Source organism: Ruegeria sp. BHSC223 (assembly GCF_059613025.1).
The window spans coordinates 141,292-160,783 of the sequence record NZ_JBXWRR010000003.1 but is presented as its reverse complement, the minus strand read 5'-3'; the positions used below and the strand labels follow the sequence as shown (position 1 = coordinate 160,783).

Below are 19,492 nucleotides of genomic sequence, written 5' to 3'. Positions count from 1 at the left end.
GCCACAACACGAATCCATGTGGTTAGACGGGGCATGAGCAAGCCCGAGTCCGCGCGCTTCCGCACCACTAACGGGTCAACCCACAACACGACACTCCACAAGCACGGGTCGTTGTTGATCTGGCTGGATAAGGAGATGCCCTGGCACGCGCCGCATGAGGGGTGCCTCGGCCGCCCACCGGGCTTCTCCGATGCCGCGGTTCAGTTCTGTCTGTCGATCAAGGTGCTGTTCAGGCTGCTGCAGCGGCAGACAGCCGGCATGGTCGCCAGCCTTCTGCGCCTTGCAGGTCTGGAATAGCCGGTTCCAGACCAATTGACCTTGAGCCGCAGGCAGTAGACCCTAACGGTGCAGATACCCTATCGTCGTACCGGTGGGTCACTGAACCTGCTGATGGACAGCACCGGCATCAAGTTCCTTGGCGATGGCGAGTGGCAAGCCCGAAAGCACGGCGTTCAGGGATGGTGCCAATGGCGCAAGGTCCATCTGGCCATGGACTCCGCCACATCCAACATCCGCGCGGTCGAGTTCACCCCTGGCCGGGAAGGCGATAGCCCCGACCTGCCGGACCTCCTGAACCAAATCCCGAGCGACGAATACATCGACACCGTAAACGCAGATGGCGCCCACGAAATCCGCCGCTGCCACAGTGTCATTATCGCAAGCGGCGCCACGCCATTCATCCCGATCCGCAAGAACGGTCGACCATGGAAGGAAGACTGTCGATCAGCCCTGGCGCACAACGAAGCTTTGCGCGCCACACGCCACACTGGCAGTGTGCTCCGGAAACGGTGGGCCGGATACCACGCCCGCAGCCGTGCCAAAGCCAAGATGAGCTGCCTCAAGTCCTTTGGAGAACGCATCGCTGCAAGAGGTCCCGAGCGCCAGACCGCCGAAATTCACATCCGCGTCGCACTCATCAACCGCTTCAATCCCCTCGGGGCCGCCGACACCGTCCGCGTGGCCTGAACCTGAAGGCGAAAGGGGCAGTCACGCCTCAGGCAACTATTCTCTAACAATGCCTTGATCGGGGAAAGTGGTGGGCGACCCTGGAATCGAACCAGGCGTGCGTCTCCGCGAGGGAGTTACAGTCCCCTGCCACACCTTGCGGCCTGTCGCCCACTGTCAGGCGTTGCGCCTGACGTGGAGGCGTGATTACTAGCGTCCCAATGGAGCGTCAACAGGAAAAATCCGCTTTGGCGCAGGAAACTTTTGCCGCACCCGGAGGGCGCTGAACATGAAGAAACCGAAATGGGTGGTCGAGAAGGAACAGGCCAAAAAAGCGTCCGCCTCCGAGACGGTCTGGCTGTTTGGTCTGCATGCCGTGCGCGATGCGCTGATGAACCCGAAACGCGAAAAACTGCGCCTGATCGTGACGCTGAACGCGCGGGAAAAACTGGCCGAGGCCATCGACGCGGCGGGGATCGAACCGGAACTGGCCGATGCCCGCAAGTTCACCGCGCCGATCGACCCCGGCTCGGTCCATCAGGGCGCGGCGCTTGAGGTCAAGCCGCTCAACTGGGGCAGCCTGGCCGAGGTGGCGATCGGGGCGGCAAGCCCGCGCCTGATTCTGCTCGACCGGGTGACCGACCCGCATAATGTCGGTGCCATTCTGCGTTCGGCCGAGGTTCTGGGCGCCAGCGCCGTGATCGGCACCCGCCACCATTCGGCGCCCGAAACCGGCGCCCTGGCCAAGACCGCCAGTGGCGCGCTGGAACGGCAGCCCTATCTGCGGATGCGCAACCTGGCCGATGCGATCACCGAGTTGCAGGGCATGGGCTATCTTGTGCTGGGGCTGGATGGCGAGGCCGACGAGACGATCGAGACCGCGCTGGCCGGGCAACGCGACCGTGCGGTGGCGCTGGTGCTGGGGGCCGAGGGACCGGGATTGCGGCAAAAGACCAAGGAAACGGTCGACAAGCTGGTCAAGATCGACGCGGCAGGCGGTTTCGGCTCGCTCAACGTCTCGAATGCCGCCGCGATTGCCCTATATGCATCTAAGGTGCACTAAACGGAACGGACCCCATGCCAAGGCTTGTCATCTGTTGTTACTGCGGTGCCCGCTCCAGACTGGAAGCGGATCGCTCGGGCATGCTGGCTTGCGATGCCTGCGGTGCGCCTATCCAACAGATGGGCTCGGCTGACCCGGCGACCCGACCTAAGCCCGTGCGTGTGGCGGTTGCAGTCGAGCCGGTTGCCGAATGGCGCAGGGCAGGGTGCGAGGAAGTGCCCGCGAAGAAGAACAAGAAGAGGAAAAAACGCAAGGGGCTCATTTCGCGCGCCTTGGAAGAGGTCTGGGACAAGGTCGAAGACATTTTCGACTGATTGCGGCACACGTTTTAATCACATATGTGTCAGCCGTCTTTCTTTACGGCCTTGAGAGAGGCACATTGGAGTGAGACAACATCAAGACGCGTGACGATGCTGAACAGACGTAACCTTATCTCCGGTCTTGCCGGTACCCTGATCCTAACAGCGCCGCCGCTTTGGGCTGAGGCGTCCGTTTTCTATACTGAAAACGGGGCTGCCATCCGTGGCTATGACACAGTGGCCTATTTCACCGAAGGCGCCCCGGTGCCGGGCGCACCCACAATCGCTGTGATGTGGAAAGGGGCGGTCTGGCATTTTGCCAGCCAAGAAAATCGTGCGGCGTTCGAGGCCAACCCACGCGCCTTTGCGCCCCAATTCGGCGGTTATTGCGCTTATGCGGTTTCGCGCGGCTACACCTCCGACACCGATCCGACCGCCTGGCAGATCGTCGACGGCGAACTCTACCTCATCCACTCGGCCGAGGTCGCTCGGCTTTGGGTCGAGGATGTCGCCGGGAACATCGCCGGTGCGCGCAAGAACTGGCCCGCTGTGCTGGACCGGTAGCAATCTCGAGTCAGCTGTGAATTCTTGTCATCACAATTTTGGCATCTCCCCCTTTTTTTCTGAATATGAGTGCCTAAATGTCACAATGACCGCGGACCGGAACTGCCGTGCGTCATTTCACTGTCCCTCGTTCCGTACCTGGCGCCCAAGCATGACTTGGGCGCTTTTTTCTTGTCTCCGGGTGGTTTAGGGTTCGGTCATGCCAGACTATTCCGACGATCATCTGAAACAGATCCTAAAGCGCACCAAGGTGATCGCCGTGGTTGGCGTATCGATGAACCCGGTCCGCCCCAGCTATTACGTGGCCCGCTATCTGGGGCTGAAAGGGTACCGGGTGATTCCGGTCAATCCGGGCCATGCCGGCCAGCGCCTGTTCGGCGAGACGGTGCGCGCAGGTCTGTCCGAGATCAGCGAACCGGTCGATATGGTCGATATATTTCGCCGCTCTGATGCGGTGCCGGCCATCGTCGAGGAGGCGCTCGAGGTTTTTCCCGGCCTCAAGACGATCTGGATGCAGATCGGGGTCGAGCATGCCGAGGCTGCGGCGCAGGCCGAGGCGCGCGGGATCGACGTGATCCAGAACCGCTGCCCCAAGATCGAATATCAACGGCTCTTTGGCGAATTGCGCATGGGCGGTTTCGCCACCGGCATCATCTCGTCCAAGCTTTAAGAGGGCTGGCGCGCCAGTTTCTCGGCAGCTTTCTTCTCCAGCACCTCGCGCTGCGGGCGCCAGTTATAGCGCGTGTCCTCGCGGGTGGGGGCCCAGAACAGGTCTCCCCCATAGCGCCAGGGATCCAGCACGATGCCGTCGAACATGTCATCGCCCCGGCGGCTGAGGATGGCGGTGCTGTGGTCGATCCGCCATATGCTGTCGGGATCGGCAATGGCGCGATGCACGACCAGAGTGCGGAAGTTCTCCTGATTCAGGCGCTTTTGCATGTCCTGGGCATAGTGCACGCACAGGCCACGCTCGCGGAACCCGTTGAGAACCTTGGCGTTATGCACGATTGGACTGCTGGTGACGTTATATTCGCGCGCCAGTTGTCGCCCATAGCTATAGGAGATCTCGGCAGCGCGTTGCGCCTCGGCGGGGTCGACGTCGGGACCCAGCGCGCGCAGTTGTTGCGCCAGCGCGTTCACCTCCTTCTGGCTGAAGGTTTGCGTGTCGCTACAGGCGGCGATCAGCACCACCGCCAAGGTGGCGAGCAAGGCCCGGAATTTGGTCATGGGATGCCTCGGTTGGTCGTCGGTTTTCTCGGTTGGATCGTACCGCTCATCGCGGAGGGGTCAACCTTTGGGCCGCGCCGCCTTCTCGGCGATGCCGCTCTGGCCCTGGCGATGGGCCAGCTCGGCCAGCACATCGTTGAGTGCCACGTCGCGGGCGGCCAGCATGACGAGGAAGTGGTACAGCACATCCGCCGCCTCTGAGGTGAGCTTGGCCCGGTCGCCCTTCACCGCTTCGATGATCGCCTCTATCGCCTCTTCCCCGAATTTCTCGGCGCATTTCTCGGGCCCTTTGGCCAGCAGCTTGGCGGTCCAGCTGCTGTCCGGGTCGGCACCCTTGCGGGCCTCGATGGTGGCGGCAAGATCGTGCAGGATACTCATGTCAGCCTCATCGGGATGCCGGCGGCGGCCATGTGTTCCTTGGCCTCGCGGATGGTGTATTCGCCAAAGTGAAAGATCGAGGCGGCCAGCACCGCGCTGGCATGCCCTTCGGTCACGCCCTCGACCAGGTGATCCAGCGTGCCGACCCCGCCCGAGGCAATCACCGGCACGTCGACCGCATCGGCGATGGCGCGGGTCAAGGGCAGGTTGAAGCCCGATTTGGTGCCGTCGCGATCCATCGAGGTCAGCAGGATCTCTCCGGCCCCCTTGGCGGTGACAAGACGGGCAAACTCCACCGCGTCGATCCCGGTGGGCTTGCGCCCGCCATGGGTAAAGATCTCCCAGCGGCCCGGCTCTACCGTCTTGGCGTCGATGGCGCAGACGATGCACTGGCTGCCGAACCGGTCGGCGGCCTCGGCAATGACATCCGGATTGGCCACCGCGGCCGAGTTGAAGCTGACCTTGTCGGCGCCCGCCAGCAGCAGCGCGCGCACATCGGCATGGGTGCGCACGCCGCCGCCCACGGTGAGCGGCACGAAACACTGTTCTGCGGTGCGGCTGACCACATCGAACATGGTGCCCCGGTTTTCATGGGTGGCGTGGATGTCGAGAAAACAGATCTCGTCCGCGCCCGCCGCGTCATAGGCGCGGGCGGCATCCACCGGGTCGCCCGCGTCGCGCAGGCCGACGAAATTCACGCCCTTGACCACGCGGCCATCGGCGACGTCGAGACAGGGGATGATGCGGGTCTTCAGCATGGCGGCCTCGCGGGTTGCCGGGGTCGCCCGTCTTTACTGTGCCCCCGGCGCGGATGCAATCGCGCCGCCGTGCCGGGTGATGCGGCGCATGGCCCCGCGCACGATCAGGATATGAAACGGCATCACCACCGCCAGATAAACCCGCCCCAGCAGGTTGTTGCGATGTACCCAGGTCGCCATGTGCAGCCGCCCGGCCTGTTGCACCAGCGAGATGCGAAAGTTCAGGTGGCTGTCATCGGCGCCCAGGATCAGCTCGTCCGCATCCTCGTAGGTGACCGGAAAGATCGCCTTGTCGCCAGTGTCGGAAACCTCGGTCTTGAGGCCAAGCGGCCGCACGATCCAGTTGCGCAGGCGTAGCAGGGCATTGGCCCAGCCGGGCAGGGACAGCCCGATCTCTGCCGCCTCGCGTGGAGATATCCGGCTCTCTACCGCGTAGCCGTCGATGAAATCGCCAGGCTGCACCGCCTGCCAAAGCTGCGCGGTTGCGGGCAGCGGGGTCTTTTCGACAACAGCATAGCTGCGGGTCATATGCGTTCCCCTTGCGGTTTGCCCGGATCACACAGCAAAGCGCCCGGTCCTGAAACCGGGCGCGGTGTCGCAGTCCTCAGCCCTTGAGCGCGCTCAGCGCCTGTTTCAGGTCGAGCGCCCCGTCATAGAGCGCCCGGCCCGAAATCGCGCCGTTCAGCGCCGCGCCGCAATCGCGCAGCGCGATCAGATCCTCCAGCGAGGAGACCCCGCCCGAGGCGATGACCGGAATCGACACGGCACGGGCCAGATCGGCAGTTGCCTCGATATTCGGCCCCTTCATGGCGCCGTCGCGCAGGATGTCGGTATAGATGATGGCCGCAACCCCTGCATCCTCGAAGGATTTGGCCAGATCAGTGACCATCACGTCGGTCTCTTCGGCCCAGCCCTTGGTGGCGACGCGGCCGTTGCGGGCGTCGATGCCCACGGCCACCTTGCCGGGAAAGGCGCGCGCGGCCTCGCGCACCAGATCGGGGTTCTCGACCGCCACGGTGCCGAGGATCACACGGGCCAGACCCTTGTCCAGCCAGCGTTCAATGGTGGCCATGTCGCGGATGCCGCCGCCCAGCTGCGCGGGTACCTTGCACTGCTCAAGGATCGCCTCGACCGGGGCGGCATTGACCGGCTCACCGGCAAAGGCGCCGTTGAGATCGACCAGATGAAGCCATTCGCAGCCTGCCGCGACAAACTCCAGCGCCTGCGCGGCGGGATTGTCGTTGAACACGGTGGCCTGGTCCATCTCGCCATGCACCAGACGCACGGCCTGGCCATCCTTGAGGTCGATTGCGGGGTAGAGGATCATGTTGAGCGGCTTTCTGCTGACAGTCGCGCGCGATATGGCATGTCATGCGCTGCTAGGCAACGCGACCCGAGGTCAGGCTTGCCCAAAATGCGCAGCCCGCGTCACAGTGGCGCAAAAGTGGGAGGATATCGGATGAAGAGATTGATTCTGGCCGCAAGTGCGACCCTGGCTCTGGCCGGCATGGCGGTGGCAGATCCTGCCGCAGGTACCTGGCAGACCGAGCCGGGCGATACCGGCGGTTATCTGCATGTAGCCATCGCGCCCTGCGGCGCGCAGGTCTGCGGCACCATCAAGGCCGCCTATGACAAGAACGGCGCCAAACAGAGTGACTATGAACATGCCGGCAAGCGCATGTTGTGGGACATGCAACCCGGTGGCGACGGTTCTTATGCCGGGGGCCAGATCTGGGCACCGGATTCCGGCAAGACCTATGGTTCGAAAATGTCGCTTGCGGGCAATACACTGACCGTCAAAGGCTGCGTCGCCGGTGGCCTGATCTGCCGTGGCCAGGCCTGGAAACGCGTCAACTAAGCCAGATGGGGCAGGGGCGCTGGGCCCCTGCCGCCTGTCCCCGCGCTCAGACAGCGCCGGTATATTCACCGCGCGCGGGATAGTTGTTGGGGATCGCGAAATCCAGCGCCGCCACCAGTTCCGCGAAATGCGGACGCACAAAGGGCATGGTCTGCACCGCGCCGTAATAGAGTGTGCGTTCGGGCGTGACCAGGAACAGGCCCGGCTCCGAGAACAGCGCCGGTTCCTCGATCCCGATCGAGGTCTTGCCGCGCGAGGTCGAGATATAGAGCCCCCAGTCGCGCGCCTCGGCCAGGGGCAGGTCATAGGCAAAGCGCAAACCGCGCTCGCCGCCGACCTTTTCCGCCATCGCCTGCGCGCGTTCTTCGCTGTCCGAGCTGACCGCGACGCAGGACACGCCGCGTTCGGCGAAATCCGCCACCCGCTTCTCCAGCTCTTTGAGATAGCTGGCGCAGATCGGGCAATGCAGGCCGCGATAGAAACAGATCAGCGTGCCGCGCGTCGAGCTTTCGGCACTTAGTTCGAACCGGCCACCGCCCACCAGCGGCAGCGACAGGGGCGGGGTGGTCTGACGGGGCATCAGCATCGGAGATCTCCTTGGGATGTGAATTGCCCCGCCTTGTCGCAGGGTTTAGTGTTCGGGAAATCCGAATTTTCTGACAGAGGCTCCGATATTGGCATGGACAGGCTGACGACATTGATGGAGCGGTTCCAGCTGCGGGTCGAGGCCGCCGCGCCGGAGGAAGCCAATCTACTGGCCCTGGCTGGGGCTGACGGGGGGCCGGGTGAATTGCTGTTCTATCCTGCGGGCACTGGGCAGCTGGGCGATCCGCTGTTTGCGGCGCGCGTGAGTTGGTCGGGAGAGAGCAACCCGTTTCTGGCCGCGCTGCCCGAAGTGGTCCGGTTCGATCTGAGCGCCGATCCCGAGGCGCGCGCGGTGGTGGAACTGATCCGGGGCGAGGTGGCGGCGCGTCGTTGCGGGGCGCAATCGGTGATCAAGCGGCTGGGCGAGGTATTGATGGTGCGTCTGTTGAGGGACCAGATCGCACAGGGGGCGACCCGCCCGGGTCTGTTGGCCGGGCTCGCCGATCCGCGCCTCAGTCGGGCCATCGTGGCGATGCATGACCATCCGGGTCGGGTCTGGACCAATGGCGATCTGGCGGCTGAGGCGGGGTTGTCGCTGTCGCGTTTTGCCGAGCTGTTTGCCGCTCAGGTGGGCGAGACCCCGATGGGCTATCTCAGGCGTTGGCGGCTGATCCTCGCGGCGCAGGACCTCGGTCGCGGCGATCGGGTCGACCGGGTGGCACGGCGCTATGCCTATGGCTCGCCCGAGGCCTTTGCCCGCGCCTTTCGCCGCGCATATGGGGCGGCGCCGATCGCGCTGCGCAGTGCGTGAGGCCGGGATGCCGGAGTTCTGCGAGAACTCCGGCCCGGAAAACATCTGTTTTCCGACCCGTTTTCCGTGCCGGAAAACGGCCTCCCTTTCAGGGGCGCCAGGTCAGGAAATTGCCGATCATGCGCAGGCCGATGGCTTGGCTTTTCTCGGGGTGGAATTGCAGGCCAACCATGGTGTCGCGTCCGACCACAGCAGTGACAGGCCCACCATAGTCCACATGCGCCAACCGTTCGGTGGGGTTGGTGACCCGGAAGTGATAGGAATGCACGAAATAGACGTGATCGCCACTGTTGATCCCGTCAAAGACCGGGTGTTCCGTTTCGATCACCAGATCGTTCCAGCCCATATGCGGCACTTTCAACGCCGCATCCGCAGGCGTGATGCGCACCACGTCGCCCGCGACCCAGCCCAGCCCGGGTGTCTCTTCGTATTCGTGGCCGGTGGTGGCCATCAGTTGCATGCCGACGCAGATGCCCAGAAAGGGACGGCCCTTCTGCTCGACAGCCTCGACCATCGCGTCATAGAGCCCCTTGTGGCCGCGCAGTTCCGCCGCGCAGGCGGGAAAGGCGCCGTCGCCCGGCAGCACCAGCCGGTCGGCGCGGGCCACCACATCGGCGTCCGAGGTCACCACGACCTCGCCCGCGCCGGTCTCGCGCGCCATGCGCTGAAACGCCTTTTCGGCCGAGTGCAGGTTGCCCGATTCATAATCGATGATGGCGGTGAGCATCAGAGCGTGCCCTTGGTCGAGGGGATGGCGTCGCCCTTGCGCGGGTCCGCCTCGACCGCCTGACGCAGGGCACGCGCCACTGCCTTGAACGCGGCCTCGGCAATGTGGTGGCTGTTCAGCCCGTGCAGTTGGTCGACATGCAGGGTGATGCCGCCATGGGTGCTGAAGGCCTGAAAGAACTCCCGCACCAGCTCGGTATCAAACGTGCCGATCTTTGCTGTCGGCAGGTCCACGTTCCACACCAGGAAAGGCCGACCCGACAGGTCGAGCGCGCAGCGCACCTGCGCATCGTCCATCGGCAAGTGGCATTCGCCATAGCGGCGGATGCCCCGCTTGTCGCCCAGCGCGGCGCTCAGCGCCTGACCCAGCGCGATGCCGGTATCCTCGACCGTGTGGTGGTCGTCGATGTGATAGTCGCCCTTGGCGCGGATCGTCATGTCGATCAGCGAATGGCGCGCCAGCTGGTCCAGCATATGGTCGAAGAAGCCGACGCCGGTCTGGTTGTCATAGGCTCCGGTCCCGTCGAGGTTGAGTTCGACCGAGATCTCGGTCTCGGCGGTCTGGCGGCTGATGCTGGCACGGCGCATGGGCGGGTTCCTTCTGATCTCGGCTGGCTTTTGGCACGAGGCGCGTGCAAATGCCAGAGTGCCGCGACACGGGCGCTGCGATCTGTTGCGCGAAAACAGGGGATTGCACCCGGTGGCGGCGCGTGTCAGCCTTTGGCCGAACAAGCATGAGAGAGGCGGCATGACCACCTGCGTATTCATCCAGATCCGCTGCAAGCCCGGCAGCACCTACAAGGTGGCCGAGGATATCGCGCTGCGCGAGATTCATTCCGAGCTCTATTCCACCAGCGGCGAATACGACCTGTTGATGAAGCTCTACGTCCCGGCGGGCGCGGATGTGGGCAAATACATCAACGACCACCTGCTGGTGATCCCCAATATCGAACGCTCGCTGACCACGATGACGTTCAAGGCGTTCTGAGCGGCGCCAGCGCGCCGTAGAGCGGGCAGCCCAGCGTCTGGTTCAGGGCGCGGATCAACTCTTCGACGGTCTCGGTCGAGACATATTCCCCGCCCGTGGCCTGGGCCAGGCATTCGGCCGGGCTGATCGTCTCGGGGACGGTGGGGTTGCCGTCGCCCCCTTCCCAGCCGAAGAATTGCGAACGCACGCGGAACCCGATCACATGCACGGTCAGGCCCGGCGCGGTACGGGCCAGATCGGTCGCCAGCGCACATGGCGTACCGCCGCAGGTCTCTTCGCCATCGGTGACCAGAACGATGACGCCAGGGCGGGGCGGCTGGTCAAACACGCGGGCGGCCAGGTCGACGGCATCGGTCAATGCGGTGTTGCCATCGGGCTCAATCCCGTCGATGAGCTTCAGGATCGGCCCCGCTGCATCGGGGCTGGGGGCGAAGGGCATCGAGACCCTCTTGCACAGATCACCGTCCGCTGCGCCGTCCATGGCGGCACCATATGTGACCAGACCCAGCCGGCGCAGGGTGGCAATCCGGGGCAGGGTGTCATGCATCGCCTCGCGCGCGTCCAGGATACGGGGCCGGTCGAGGCCATTATACCCCATCTCGGCCATCGAGCCGGAGGCGTCGAACACGATCATCGCATCGCTGGTGCAATCGGCCTCGCCGATTGCGGGCGCGGGAACGAGACCCGCAACAAGAAGCGCCGCCACGCGGGCGGCGCGTCCGGTGCGACCGGATGCCGGGATGTCAGAGTCGCGCTCCATGCCCCAGCTTGGCCGAGGCACGGGCGATCTGTCCATGCGCCAAAGGTCGAAGGGTCAGGCGGCGAGCAGCCCCTTGTCCTTCAACTCGGCATAGGCGGCGTCGACGGCTTTCTTGAGGCGGCGCAGCATCTCATCCACCTCGTCCCTGGTGATGATCAGCGGCGGGCAGAGCGCGGCAGAGTTCCCCGCGACCGCGCGGATCAGCAGCCCGTTTTCCTGTGCCAGCCGCTGTACGGTGGCGCCGCCCGCGCCTTTTTCGATGGTCGCACCGGTGGTCTTGTTCGACACCAGCTCCAACGCCGCGATCAGCCCCTTGCCGCGCACCTCGCCCACCAGCGGGTGATCGGTGAAGATTGCGCGCAGCTGCTCCTGCATATGGGCGCCCACCTCGGCCGCATGGTCAAAGATCTTGTCGCGCTCGTAGATCTCCAGCGTTTTCAGTGCCGCGGCGCAGGCCACCGGATGCCCGGAATAGGTATAGCCATGGCCGAACACGCCGACCGCCGCCGACGGCGCGATCATCTTTTCATACATCCATCCGGGGATGACCGAGGCCGAGATCGGGAAATAGGCCGAGCTGAGCTGCTTGGCAAAGGTCATCAGGTCGGGCTTGATCCCCATGGTGGTACAGCCGAAATCGGCGCCGGTGCGGCCAAAGCCACAGATCACCTCATCCGCCCAGACCAGAATGTCATGCTTGCGCAGCAGCGCCTGGAGTTTCTCGTAATAGCCCTCGGGCGGGACGATCACGCCCGAGGCGCCGGTGATGGGCTCGACGATCATCGCGGCGATGGTATCGGCGCCCTCGGCCAGGATCTGTTTCTCCAGATTGTCGAGGATACGGTCGACGAACTGCGCCTCGGTCTCGTTGCCCTGACGCCCGGTATAGTAATGCGGCGCATCCGAGCGCAGGATATGCAGCGCCTCGACCGGCGCATCGAAATGCGCCAGGTTCGCGGGCAGCGAGGTCAGCGAACCGGCGGCCACGGTCACCCCGTGATAGCCGCGCTCGCGGGTGATGATCTTGCGCTTTTCCGGCTTGCCGATGGCGTTGAAGTAATAGCGCAGCATCTTGTAATGGGTGTCGTTGGCATCCGAGCCCGAGTTGCCGAAGAAGAAATAGGCATCCTCGACCGGCACCATCGCCTTGAGCTTTTCGGCAAGCTTCATGATCGGCTCATGGGTCTTGCCGCCAAAGGTGTGCGAGAAGGGGAGCTTGTTCAGCTGATCGGTGATCGCTCCGATCACTTCGGCATTGTCATAGCCCAGCGAGGTGCACCAGAGACTGGCCAGCCCCTCGATATACTCGTTGCCGTCCGCGTCGTAGACATAGATGCCCTTGCCATGGTCCAGCACAAGCTGTTCGGTGGCGGCAAGGTTGGTGGTGGGATAGATCACAGGGGCCATGGCCAGATACCTCCGGTTAGCCGCACGGGGCGGCGAGTCAGTTGCGCCAAGCATTGCCGCAGATCGCGGGCGGCGTCAAAATTTTTGATCAAAATGAGGGTGCGGTGGATAACCCTCCCGAAACGCGAAAGGCCGCCCATTGGGCGGCCTGTTCGAGTATCTGGAGCGGGCGATGAGATTCGAACTCACGACCCTTACCTTGGCAAGGTAATGCTCTACCCCTGAGCTACGCCCGCATCCGTTTGGCCATCCGGCCTGAGGTCTCAATCTGGAGCGGGCGATGAGATTCGAACTCACGACCCTTACCTTGGCAAGGTAATGCTCTACCCCTGAGCTACGCCCGCCCCGTTTGAGTGAGGAGGGAGATATAAACTACTGCCGATGCCTGCAAGAGGAAAATGCGGGCGGGGCGGAAAATTCTTTGCCCCGTTTTCCGGGCCGTGGCACGGGCAGGGGCAGGTATGAAAAAGCCGCGCCCGGTTGGGGACGCGGCCTGTGTGTCGGGATGGGCCTCGGGCCTATTCCAGCTCGACCAGAAGGTCCTTGGCGTCGATCTGGCCGCCGGGCTGGACATGCACGGCCTTGACGGTAGCGTCCCGCTCGGCGTGGATGCCGGTCTCCATCTTCATCGCCTCGATGGTCAGCAGCAGATCGCCCGCCTTGACCTGTTGCCCGGCCTGCACCGCGACGGTGGCCACCACGCCGGGCATCGGCGCACCCAGGTGGTTGGCATTGCCCGGCTCGGCCTTGGGCCGCTGCATGGTGGTGGATTTCACCAGCCGGTTCGGCACCCGGATCACGCGGGGCTGGCCGTTGAGTTCAAAGAACACCTTGACCTCGCCATTCTCATCGGTTTCGCCGATGGCCTGGCAGCGGATTTCCAGCGTCTTGCCGGGGTCGATCTCGGCGGCGATCTCTTCGCCCGGTTCCATCCCGTAAAAGAAGGTGCGGGTGGGCAGGGTGCGGACGGGGCCGTATTGGCGATGCCGGCCCATGTAGTCCATGAACACCTTGGGATACATGAGATATCCGTTCAGGTCCTCGTCATCGACCTCCTTGCCCTCAAGCTCCTTGGAAACCTGGGCGCGGACCGCTTCCAGATCGACGGGCGGCAGATGCGCGCCCGGGCGCTCGGTATTGGGCGCCTCGCCCTTCAGAACCTTGGACAGGATCGCGGTGGGGAAACCGCCCGGCGGCTGGCCCAGATTGCCGCGCATCATGTCGATGACCGAATCCGGGAAGGCGACGTCACTTTTCGGGTCCTCGACCTGGGCACGGGTCAGGCCCTGGCTGACCATCATCAGCGCCATGTCGCCCACCACCTTGGAACTGGGGGTCACCTTGACGATATCGCCGAACATCTGGTTCACGTCGGCATACATCTGCGCCACTTCGTGCCAGCGGTCCTCCAGCCCCATCGAGCGCGCCTGCGCCTTGAGGTTGGTGAACTGGCCGCCGGGCATCTCGTGCAGATAGACCTCGGAGGCAGGGGCCTGAAGCCCGCTTTCGAAGGCCGCGTATTGCCCGCGCACCGCTTCGAAGTAATCACTGATCTCGCGGATCGCCTTGACGTCCAGCCCGGTGTCGCGGTCGGTATGGCGCAGCGCCTCGACCACGGTACCCAGCGTCGCCTGGCTGGTATTGCCCGAGAAACTGTCCATCGCGCAATCGACCGCGTCCACCCCGGCCTCGGAGGCGGCAAGGATGGTGGCGCAAGCGATGCCGGCGGTGTCGTGTGTGTGGAAGTGGATGGGCAGGCCCACCTCTTCCTTGAGGGCGCGGATCAGCACCTTGGCGGCCGCGGGTTTCAACAGGCCCGCCATGTCCTTGAGCCCCAGCACATGGGCGCCCGCGTCACGCAGCTGCTTGCCCATCGCCACATAGTATTTGAGGTCATACTTGGCGCGCTCGGGGTTCAGGATATCGCCGGTGTAACAGATCGTGCCCTCGCAGATCTTGTTCTGCTCCACCACCGCATCCATGGCGACGCGCATGTTTTCGACCCAGTTCAGGCTGTCGAAGACGCGGAACACGTCGATGCCGGTGGCGGCCTGGCGCACGAATTCGCGCACCACATTGTCGGGATAGTTGGTGTAACCCACCCCGTTGGCACCGCGCAGCAGCATCTGGGTCATCAGGTTGGGCATCGCCTCGCGCAGGTCGCGCAGGCGCTGCCAGGGGCATTCCTGAAGGAAGCGGTAAGCCACGTCAAAGGTCGCGCCACCCCAGCATTCGACGCTGAACAGCTGTGGCAGGTTGGCCGCATAGGCGGGCGCCACCCGGATCATGTCGATCGAGCGCATCCGGGTCGCCAGCAGCGACTGGTGACCGTCGCGCATGGTGGTGTCGGTGATCAGCAGCTGGCGCTGCGCCTTCATCCAGTCGGCCACCGCCTGCGGGCCCTTCTGCTCCAGCAGGTTGCGGGTGCCCATGCGGGGTTCGCCCCGCTTGGCTGGCGGCTTCGGCATCCGGGCCTCAGCTGCGGGCAGTGGGCGGTCGCGGGTCTCGGGATGCCCGTTCACGGTGATGTCGGCGATATAGGTCAGCACCTTGGTGCCCCGGTCGCGCCGCTTCTTGAACTGGAACAGGTCCGGCGTCGTGTCGATGAACTTGGTGGTGTATTCATTCGACAGGAAGGTCGGGTGTTTCAGCAGGTTCTCGACAAAGGCGATATTGGTGCTGACCCCGCGGATGCGGAACTCGCGCAGGGCGCGGTCCATCCGGGCGATGGCCTTTTCCGGGGTTGGGGCCCAGGCGGTGACCTTGGTCAAGAGCGAGTCGTAATAGCGCGTGATCACACCGCCCGCATAGGCCGTGCCGCCATCGAGGCGGATGCCCATGCCGGTGGCCGAGCGATAGGCGGTGATGCGGCCGTAATCGGGAATGAAGTTGTTGAGCGGATCCTCGGTGGTGATCCGGGTCTGCAACGCGTGGCCGTTCAGCGCGATCTCGTCCTGGCTGGCCTTGCCGGTGGCCTCGGCCAGCGGTTTGCCCTCGGCGATCAGGATTTGGGCCTGCACGATGTCGATGCCGGTCACCTCTTCGGTTACCGTATGTTCGACCTGCACACGCGGGTTGACCTCGATGAAATAGAACTTGCCGCTGTCCATATCCATCAGGAATTCGACGGTACCGGCGCATTCATAATTCACATGGGCGCAGATGCGGCGGCCGAGGTCGCAAAGTTCCTCGCGCTGGGCCTGGCTCAGATAGGGGGCTGGGGCGCGTTCGACCACCTTCTGGTTGCGGCGCTGGACCGAGCAGTCGCGCTCCCACAGGTGGTAGATCTCGCCATGCTTGTCGCCCAGGATCTGCACCTCGACATGGCGGGCGCGGATGATCATCTTTTCCAGATAGCCCTCGCCGTTGCCGAATGCGGCCTCGGCCTCGCGGCGGCCCTCCATGACCTTTTCGGCCAGTTCCTTTTCGCTGTGGATGGGGCGCATGCCGCGTCCACCACCGCCCCACGAGGCCTTGAGCATCAGCGGATAGCCGATCTCGGCGGCCTCGGCGCGGATCGCCTCCATGTCGTCGCCCAGAACCTCGGTCGCGGGGATCACCGGAACACCGGCGGCGATGGCCACCTTGCGGGCGCTTGCCTTGTCCCCCAGCGCGCGCATGGTCTCGGCGCGCGGCCCGATGAAGGTGATGCCGTTCTTGACGCAGGCATCGACGAAATCAGGGTTCTCGCTGAGCAGGCCATAGCCCGGGTGGATCGCATCGGCGCCGCTTTCCTTGGCCACCCGGATGATCTCGGGGATCGAGAGATAGGCGGCGACCGGGCCCATGCCCTCGCCGATGCGATAGGCTTCGTCGGCCTTGAACCGGTGCAGGCCCAGCTTGTCCTCTTCGGCATAGACGGCAACCGTCTTCTTGCCCATCTCGTTGGCGGCGCGCATCACGCGGATGGCGATCTCGCCCCTGTTGGCAATCAGGATCTTCTTGAATTCGGTCATGGCAGGTCCCGGTAATTGGTCAGTTGGCAGTGGGGTTTACGCGGACAATAGCCGCAGTGATATTGGTAGTTCTGGGTAGAACCGGCATGTTATCGCTCGCATCCGCCGCATTTCGATATGACCGGGTGCAGAGAGGGTCACTGTGCGGCGCTCAGGGGGCGGGTGGGCGGCAGGTCGCTGGTGCGCGCGGCGCCCAGTTGGCCCAGGTTCGATTCGATGTCCTTTTGCAGGATGTCGATGGCGTGGGCGACGCCCTGCGGGCCAAGTGCCGCCAGCGCGAAATGAAAGGCCCGGCCCAGCATCACGAAATCGGCCCCCAGCGCCAGCGCGCGCAAGATATCGAGCCCACCCTCGACGCCGCTGTCAAAGATCAGCGGTAGACTGGTCGCGGCGCGGATCTGCGGCAACATCTCGGCCGCGCCCGGGGCACCGTCGAACTGGCGCCCGGCATGGTTCGAAACCCAGAGCGCATCGACGCCCAGACGCTCCATCCGTTCGCCATCCTCGGGGCGCAGGACGCCTTTGACGACAAACGGCCCCTGCCAGGCATCGCGCAGCCAGGCCACGTAATCCTCGGTGGGTGAGGTGCGCAGCAGATAGCCGATATGGGCGGTGGGCGGCAGATTGGTCAGACCCTGGCTGTATTTGTCCAGCGTGCGCATATGGGGCATGCCCGCCCGCGCCATGCCCATCGCCCAGGCCGGGCGCATGGCCACCTGTGCCAGCAGGCGCGGGGTCAGTTTCGGAGGTTGGGTCAGGCCCGAACGGACCTGCCGCTCGCGGCGCGAGGCGACCGGCACATCAACCGTCAGGACCAGCGTCTTGAACCCGGCTTGCCGCGCCCGCTCGACCAGGTCGCGGCGGATATCCGGGTCCTTGGGCGGGTAGAGCTGGAACCAGGCCTGCGGCCCGATATGGGGGGCGAGGTCCTCTGGGCTTTGCGCCGCGACGGTGGACAGGCAATAGGGAATGTTGGCGCGGGCGGCGGCGCGGGCCAGATGGCCTTCGGCATCGGGCCAGATCAGACCGGACATCCCCACGGGTGCAATGCCAAAGGGCAGGTCGTAGGTCATGCCGAGGAGCGTCGTGGTCAGATCATGTTCGAGCGGGCCATGCAGGACCGAGGGCAGAAACCCGATGCGATCAAGCGCCGCCCGGTTGCGGGCCTTGGTGGCCTCGACCCCGGTACCGCTGTCCAGATACTCCCAGACGAAGCGAGGCAGGCGCCGCTTGGCACGCCATTTCAGGTCCATGATACCGGGAAACGCACTGTGCAAATCCATGCGGCGCATTAATGGGTGACGTTAGGGAAAAGTCTAGTCCCGGATATGCCATTTGCCCAAGATTTTTCTGCGCTGCGGCGGGGCGGGTGTTCACCCGCCCCCGGTCTATTCCGCGGCAAAACTCCCCTCTGCCCGAGGTGGATCGTCAGGGGGCGCGGCTGTCTTTGCGGGTTTCGGTTCGGACGGTTCGCGCTGATCGGCACCGGCGGATTGCGCCACCCGCACCTGATTGCGCCCCATTCCCTTGGCCTCGTACAGCGCGTCATCCGCGGCGCGCATCAGGTCCTGTGGCATGGTTCCGTGGCGGGGGTAATGCGCCACCCCGGCCGAGATGGTTACGCGCGGCAGGGTCTTTTCGCCATAGCGGACGGTGACCTCTTCGACCGACTGGCGCAGCAATTCGGCGCGTTTCATCACATCGTCGGGTGTGCAGTCGGGAAGCACGAGCATGAACTCCTCACCGCCGATGCGACAGGCCACCTCGTCCCGGTCGCAGGCCTGTTCCAATGCTGCTCCGACCGCGCGCAGCACCATGTCGCCGGCATCGTGGCCATGAATATCGTTGAACTTCTTGAAATGATCCACGTCGACCGCGATCAGGCTGAGCCTGCCACCACGGGTCTGGCAATGCAGCAGCTGCTTGCGCAGGGTCTCGGTCAGGTGGCGCCGGTTGAACAGGCCCGTCAGCGGGTCGCGCACCGACTGGTCGTGCAACTGGTCGCGCATCCGCACGTTTGCAATCGCCATGCTGATCTGTTCGGCGCACATCTGTGCCAACCGCTTGCTGGTCGAGAAATCCGCCTCGGCCCCGGCCCGCGCCCGCAGATGCATCAGCCCGACGGTTTCGCCATGAGCCAGGATCGGAAAGCAGAAATAGGGCCGCCCGTCATGCGGTTCGGCATGGTCGCAGACGAAATCCACCTCGGAGGCGCCGTATTCATAGGACCGCCCCCGACGCAGGCCCCAGCAGGCCTCGGGGTGGATGTGATCCTTGAACACCCCGCCGTTCCAGCCAGCGCTGCCATCCAGCACATCGCGCGAGTTGGAATAGACATACAGGCTGCCCTCGGCATCAGGCAGGATATGCTCCATGAAACGGGACACCATCGCGAACAGCTCTTCCAGCGCGCGACACGACTGCAGCCATTCGTTCAACTCGCCCAGAAGACGCACCTCGCGCGCCAGCCGCAACTGTTCGTCCATCAGCGAGCGCTCGGTCGCTGTGCGCGATTGCAGCGCCGCGAAACGGGCTCGGTTGGTGCGGTAGATCACCAGCATCGTCGCGCACATGGTCAACAGGGCAAAGCTGCTGAGCGCCGCCAGCACCAGTTGCAACCGCGTGGCAAAGGTCTGCCGGCGCTCGCTGACATCGGCATAGAATTTCAGCGCTCCCAGAAACTGGCCGTCCACGATCACCGGGGTATAGACCTCGGCGATACAACGCGCGTCGTCCTGCTGTCCCTCCCGCGCGGCGGGCATGGAGCCGTCAACCTCGGTAATCGGTCGCTCGACCAGAGAATAGTGGGTTCCTCCGCGTGCCACCACGTCAAAGAATGGGGCATCCGGGGTAAGCGTGCCGAGCTCGGCGCCGCGGGTAGACCAGATCACCCGCCCCTCTGCGTTCAGCAGCTTGAGCCGGTAGGCATCCGAGGTACTGGGCATCAACATCAGAAATTCGATGTCATGTTCGTCAAGCTCGCCGCTGGCAAAGATCTCGGGCAGATGCTCCAGATGCATCGTGATCCCGCGGGTCCACAGCTGCGCCTGTTTGCGGATATCGGACTCGATCATCCGGTCGACGACCGGGGTGGGCAGGCGAAACACCGACCAGGCGGCAACACCCACCATCGCGCTCAGAAACAGGGCCAGGCCGACCCATCTTAG

General features: G+C 64.3%; 20 protein-coding genes, 3 tRNA genes and 1 pseudogene. 8 read left to right on the top strand and 16 right to left on the bottom strand.

Features of this window, described 5'->3' with window-relative positions:
• The first annotated feature begins 33 nt into the window (after window positions 1–33).
• Window positions 34–966 (top strand): annotated as a pseudogene (locus AC2FNY_RS08500) (IS5 family transposase).
• A 68-nt stretch (window positions 967–1,034) separates the two neighbouring features.
• Here AC2FNY_RS08500 and AC2FNY_RS08495 read toward each other — a convergent pair.
• Window positions 1,035–1,118: transfer RNA gene (locus AC2FNY_RS08495), tRNA-Tyr, on the bottom strand.
• Between the two features lie 116 nt (window positions 1,119–1,234).
• Here AC2FNY_RS08495 and rlmB point away from each other — a divergent pair.
• From rlmB to AC2FNY_RS08475, 4 genes are all read left to right on the top strand, one after another.
• Window positions 1,235–2,008, top strand: a complete 774-nt coding sequence (gene rlmB / locus AC2FNY_RS08490) for a 23S rRNA (guanosine(2251)-2'-O)-methyltransferase RlmB (protein ID WP_234167032.1) — start codon at window positions 1,235–1,237, stop codon at window positions 2,006–2,008.
• 80 nt (window positions 2,009–2,088) lie between these two features.
• A complete protein-coding gene (locus tag AC2FNY_RS08485) occupies window positions 2,089–2,322 on the top strand; it encodes a hypothetical protein (protein ID WP_496802178.1) in 234 nt (77 codons plus the stop codon).
• 96 nt (window positions 2,323–2,418) lie between these two features.
• Window positions 2,419–2,871 (top strand): YHS domain-containing (seleno)protein, encoded by a 453-nt coding sequence (locus AC2FNY_RS08480; protein ID WP_234167030.1) that lies wholly within the window; start codon window positions 2,419–2,421, stop codon window positions 2,869–2,871.
• A gap of 199 nt (window positions 2,872–3,070) precedes the next feature.
• The gene (locus tag AC2FNY_RS08475; RefSeq protein WP_234137685.1) at window positions 3,071–3,541 is read left to right on the top strand and encodes a CoA-binding protein; all 471 of its coding nucleotides are present in this window, start codon (window positions 3,071–3,073) and stop codon (window positions 3,539–3,541) included.
• Here the strand turns inward: AC2FNY_RS08475 and AC2FNY_RS08470 are convergent.
• The 5 genes from AC2FNY_RS08470 to hisA form a co-directional block, all read right to left on the bottom strand.
• Window positions 3,538–4,098: a hypothetical protein gene (locus AC2FNY_RS08470; RefSeq protein WP_234137686.1), complete on the bottom strand. Its 561-nt coding sequence runs from the start codon at window positions 4,096–4,098 to the stop codon at window positions 3,538–3,540. The genes AC2FNY_RS08475 and AC2FNY_RS08470 overlap by 4 nt on opposite strands.
• 60 nt (window positions 4,099–4,158) lie before the next feature.
• Window positions 4,159–4,476, bottom strand: coding sequence for a phosphoribosyl-ATP diphosphatase (locus tag AC2FNY_RS08465; protein ID WP_234137687.1), 318 nt, complete (start codon window positions 4,474–4,476; stop codon window positions 4,159–4,161).
• Window positions 4,473–5,234, bottom strand: coding sequence for an imidazole glycerol phosphate synthase subunit HisF (gene hisF, locus AC2FNY_RS08460; RefSeq protein WP_011046902.1), 762 nt, complete (start codon window positions 5,232–5,234; stop codon window positions 4,473–4,475). The genes AC2FNY_RS08465 and hisF overlap by 4 nt, the downstream gene beginning before the upstream one ends.
• 33 nt (window positions 5,235–5,267) lie before the next feature.
• Window positions 5,268–5,762 carry a DUF2867 domain-containing protein gene (locus AC2FNY_RS08455; protein WP_234137688.1) on the bottom strand — a complete coding sequence of 165 codons (495 nt, stop codon included), beginning with the start codon at window positions 5,760–5,762 and terminating at the stop codon, window positions 5,268–5,270.
• A 76-nt stretch (window positions 5,763–5,838) separates the two neighbouring features.
• The gene (gene hisA, locus AC2FNY_RS08450; protein ID WP_234143342.1) at window positions 5,839–6,561 is read right to left on the bottom strand and encodes a 1-(5-phosphoribosyl)-5-[(5-phosphoribosylamino)methylideneamino]imidazole-4-carboxamide isomerase; all 723 of its coding nucleotides are present in this window, start codon (window positions 6,559–6,561) and stop codon (window positions 5,839–5,841) included.
• A 132-nt stretch (window positions 6,562–6,693) separates the two neighbouring features.
• Here hisA and AC2FNY_RS08445 point away from each other — a divergent pair, with 132 nt between their 5' ends.
• On the top strand, window positions 6,694–7,092 hold the full coding sequence (locus tag AC2FNY_RS08445) for a DUF2147 domain-containing protein (RefSeq protein ID WP_234137690.1): 399 nt from the start codon (window positions 6,694–6,696) through the stop codon (window positions 7,090–7,092).
• 46 nt (window positions 7,093–7,138) lie between these two features.
• Here the strand turns inward: AC2FNY_RS08445 and AC2FNY_RS08440 are convergent, their stop codons facing one another.
• Entirely contained in the window at window positions 7,139–7,678 is a 540-nt protein-coding gene (locus tag AC2FNY_RS08440) for a peroxiredoxin-like family protein (RefSeq protein ID WP_496802177.1), read from the bottom strand.
• A gap of 93 nt (window positions 7,679–7,771) precedes the next feature.
• Here AC2FNY_RS08440 and AC2FNY_RS08435 point away from each other — a divergent pair, with 93 nt between their 5' ends.
• A complete protein-coding gene (locus AC2FNY_RS08435; protein WP_496802176.1) occupies window positions 7,772–8,488 on the top strand; it encodes a helix-turn-helix transcriptional regulator in 717 nt (238 codons plus the stop codon).
• 88 nt (window positions 8,489–8,576) lie between these two features.
• Here the strand turns inward: AC2FNY_RS08435 and hisH are convergent, their stop codons facing one another.
• Together hisH and hisB are read right to left on the bottom strand one after the other, a co-directional pair.
• A complete protein-coding gene (gene hisH / locus AC2FNY_RS08430; protein ID WP_234137693.1) occupies window positions 8,577–9,215 on the bottom strand; it encodes an imidazole glycerol phosphate synthase subunit HisH in 639 nt (212 codons plus the stop codon).
• On the bottom strand, window positions 9,215–9,802 hold the full coding sequence (gene hisB / locus AC2FNY_RS08425; protein ID WP_234143345.1) for an imidazoleglycerol-phosphate dehydratase HisB: 588 nt from the start codon (window positions 9,800–9,802) through the stop codon (window positions 9,215–9,217). Before hisB ends, hisH begins: the two co-directional genes overlap by 1 nt.
• Before the next feature lie 160 nt (window positions 9,803–9,962).
• Between hisB and AC2FNY_RS08420 the strand changes: the two genes are divergently transcribed.
• Window positions 9,963–10,202 carry an Lrp/AsnC ligand binding domain-containing protein gene (locus AC2FNY_RS08420; RefSeq protein ID WP_234167790.1) on the top strand — a complete coding sequence of 80 codons (240 nt, stop codon included), beginning with the start codon at window positions 9,963–9,965 and terminating at the stop codon, window positions 10,200–10,202.
• Here the strand turns inward: AC2FNY_RS08420 and AC2FNY_RS08415 are convergent.
• The 7 genes from AC2FNY_RS08415 to AC2FNY_RS08385 all read right to left on the bottom strand — a co-directional run bounded on the left by AC2FNY_RS08415 (window position 10,189) and on the right by AC2FNY_RS08385 (window position 19,456).
• Complete coding sequence (locus tag AC2FNY_RS08415; RefSeq protein ID WP_496802175.1) at window positions 10,189–10,998, bottom strand: vWA domain-containing protein; 810 nt, start codon at window positions 10,996–10,998, stop codon at window positions 10,189–10,191. The two genes, AC2FNY_RS08420 and AC2FNY_RS08415, sit on opposite strands and share 14 nt — an antisense overlap.
• 18 nt (window positions 10,999–11,016) lie before the next feature.
• Complete coding sequence (locus AC2FNY_RS08410; protein WP_234137696.1) at window positions 11,017–12,369, bottom strand: aminotransferase; 1,353 nt, start codon at window positions 12,367–12,369, stop codon at window positions 11,017–11,019.
• A gap of 161 nt (window positions 12,370–12,530) precedes the next feature.
• Window positions 12,531–12,605: transfer RNA gene (locus AC2FNY_RS08405), tRNA-Gly, on the bottom strand.
• Window positions 12,606–12,638: 33 nt separating this feature from the next.
• Window positions 12,639–12,713 (bottom strand) — tRNA-Gly (locus AC2FNY_RS08400).
• A 174-nt stretch (window positions 12,714–12,887) separates the two neighbouring features.
• On the bottom strand, window positions 12,888–16,325 hold the full coding sequence (locus AC2FNY_RS08395) for a pyruvate carboxylase (RefSeq protein WP_496802174.1): 3,438 nt from the start codon (window positions 16,323–16,325) through the stop codon (window positions 12,888–12,890).
• A gap of 137 nt (window positions 16,326–16,462) precedes the next feature.
• The gene (locus tag AC2FNY_RS08390) at window positions 16,463–17,617 is read right to left on the bottom strand and encodes an alpha-hydroxy acid oxidase (protein ID WP_496802173.1); all 1,155 of its coding nucleotides are present in this window, start codon (window positions 17,615–17,617) and stop codon (window positions 16,463–16,465) included.
• Between the two features lie 96 nt (window positions 17,618–17,713).
• Window positions 17,714–19,456 (bottom strand): sensor domain-containing diguanylate cyclase, encoded by a 1,743-nt coding sequence (locus AC2FNY_RS08385; RefSeq protein WP_496802244.1) that lies wholly within the window; start codon window positions 19,454–19,456, stop codon window positions 17,714–17,716.
• Between the last annotated feature and the right edge of the window lie 36 nt (window positions 19,457–19,492).

Excerpts from the sequence above, each read along its gene's own strand:
- AC2FNY_RS08480 (WP_234167030.1), top strand. The coding sequence starts at position 2,419 with ATGCTGAACAGACGTAACCTTATCTCCGGTCTTGCCGGTACCCTGATC.
- hisA (WP_234143342.1), bottom strand. The coding sequence starts at position 6,561 with ATGATCCTCTACCCCGCAATCGACCTCAAGGATGGCCAGGCCGTGCGT.
- hisH (WP_234137693.1), bottom strand. The coding sequence starts at position 9,215 with ATGCTCACCGCCATCATCGATTATGAATCGGGCAACCTGCACTCGGCC.
- rlmB (WP_234167032.1), top strand. The coding sequence starts at position 1,235 with ATGAAGAAACCGAAATGGGTGGTCGAGAAGGAACAGGCCAAAAAAGCG.
- AC2FNY_RS08475 (WP_234137685.1), top strand. The coding sequence starts at position 3,071 with ATGCCAGACTATTCCGACGATCATCTGAAACAGATCCTAAAGCGCACC.
- AC2FNY_RS08385 (WP_496802244.1), bottom strand. The coding sequence starts at position 19,456 with ATGGTGGGTGTTGCCGCCTGGTCGGTGTTTCGCCTGCCCACCCCGGTC.
- hisB (WP_234143345.1), bottom strand. The coding sequence starts at position 9,802 with ATGCGCCGTGCCAGCATCAGCCGCCAGACCGCCGAGACCGAGATCTCG.
- AC2FNY_RS08485 (WP_496802178.1), top strand. The coding sequence starts at position 2,089 with ATGCTGGCTTGCGATGCCTGCGGTGCGCCTATCCAACAGATGGGCTCG.
- AC2FNY_RS08455 (WP_234137688.1), bottom strand. The coding sequence starts at position 5,762 with ATGACCCGCAGCTATGCTGTTGTCGAAAAGACCCCGCTGCCCGCAACC.
- AC2FNY_RS08395 (WP_496802174.1), bottom strand. The coding sequence starts at position 16,325 with ATGACCGAATTCAAGAAGATCCTGATTGCCAACAGGGGCGAGATCGCC.
- AC2FNY_RS08390 (WP_496802173.1), bottom strand. The coding sequence starts at position 17,617 with ATGCGCCGCATGGATTTGCACAGTGCGTTTCCCGGTATCATGGACCTG.
- AC2FNY_RS08440 (WP_496802177.1), bottom strand. The coding sequence starts at position 7,678 with ATGCTGATGCCCCGTCAGACCACCCCGCCCCTGTCGCTGCCGCTGGTG.
- AC2FNY_RS08415 (WP_496802175.1), bottom strand. The coding sequence starts at position 10,998 with ATGGACAGATCGCCCGTGCCTCGGCCAAGCTGGGGCATGGAGCGCGAC.
- hisF (WP_011046902.1), bottom strand. The coding sequence starts at position 5,234 with ATGCTGAAGACCCGCATCATCCCCTGTCTCGACGTCGCCGATGGCCGC.
- AC2FNY_RS08435 (WP_496802176.1), top strand. The coding sequence starts at position 7,772 with ATGGACAGGCTGACGACATTGATGGAGCGGTTCCAGCTGCGGGTCGAG.
- AC2FNY_RS08465 (WP_234137687.1), bottom strand. The coding sequence starts at position 4,476 with ATGAGTATCCTGCACGATCTTGCCGCCACCATCGAGGCCCGCAAGGGT.
- AC2FNY_RS08445 (WP_234137690.1), top strand. The coding sequence starts at position 6,694 with ATGAAGAGATTGATTCTGGCCGCAAGTGCGACCCTGGCTCTGGCCGGC.
- AC2FNY_RS08420 (WP_234167790.1), top strand. The coding sequence starts at position 9,963 with ATGACCACCTGCGTATTCATCCAGATCCGCTGCAAGCCCGGCAGCACC.
- AC2FNY_RS08470 (WP_234137686.1), bottom strand. The coding sequence starts at position 4,098 with ATGACCAAATTCCGGGCCTTGCTCGCCACCTTGGCGGTGGTGCTGATC.
- AC2FNY_RS08410 (WP_234137696.1), bottom strand. The coding sequence starts at position 12,369 with ATGGCCCCTGTGATCTATCCCACCACCAACCTTGCCGCCACCGAACAG.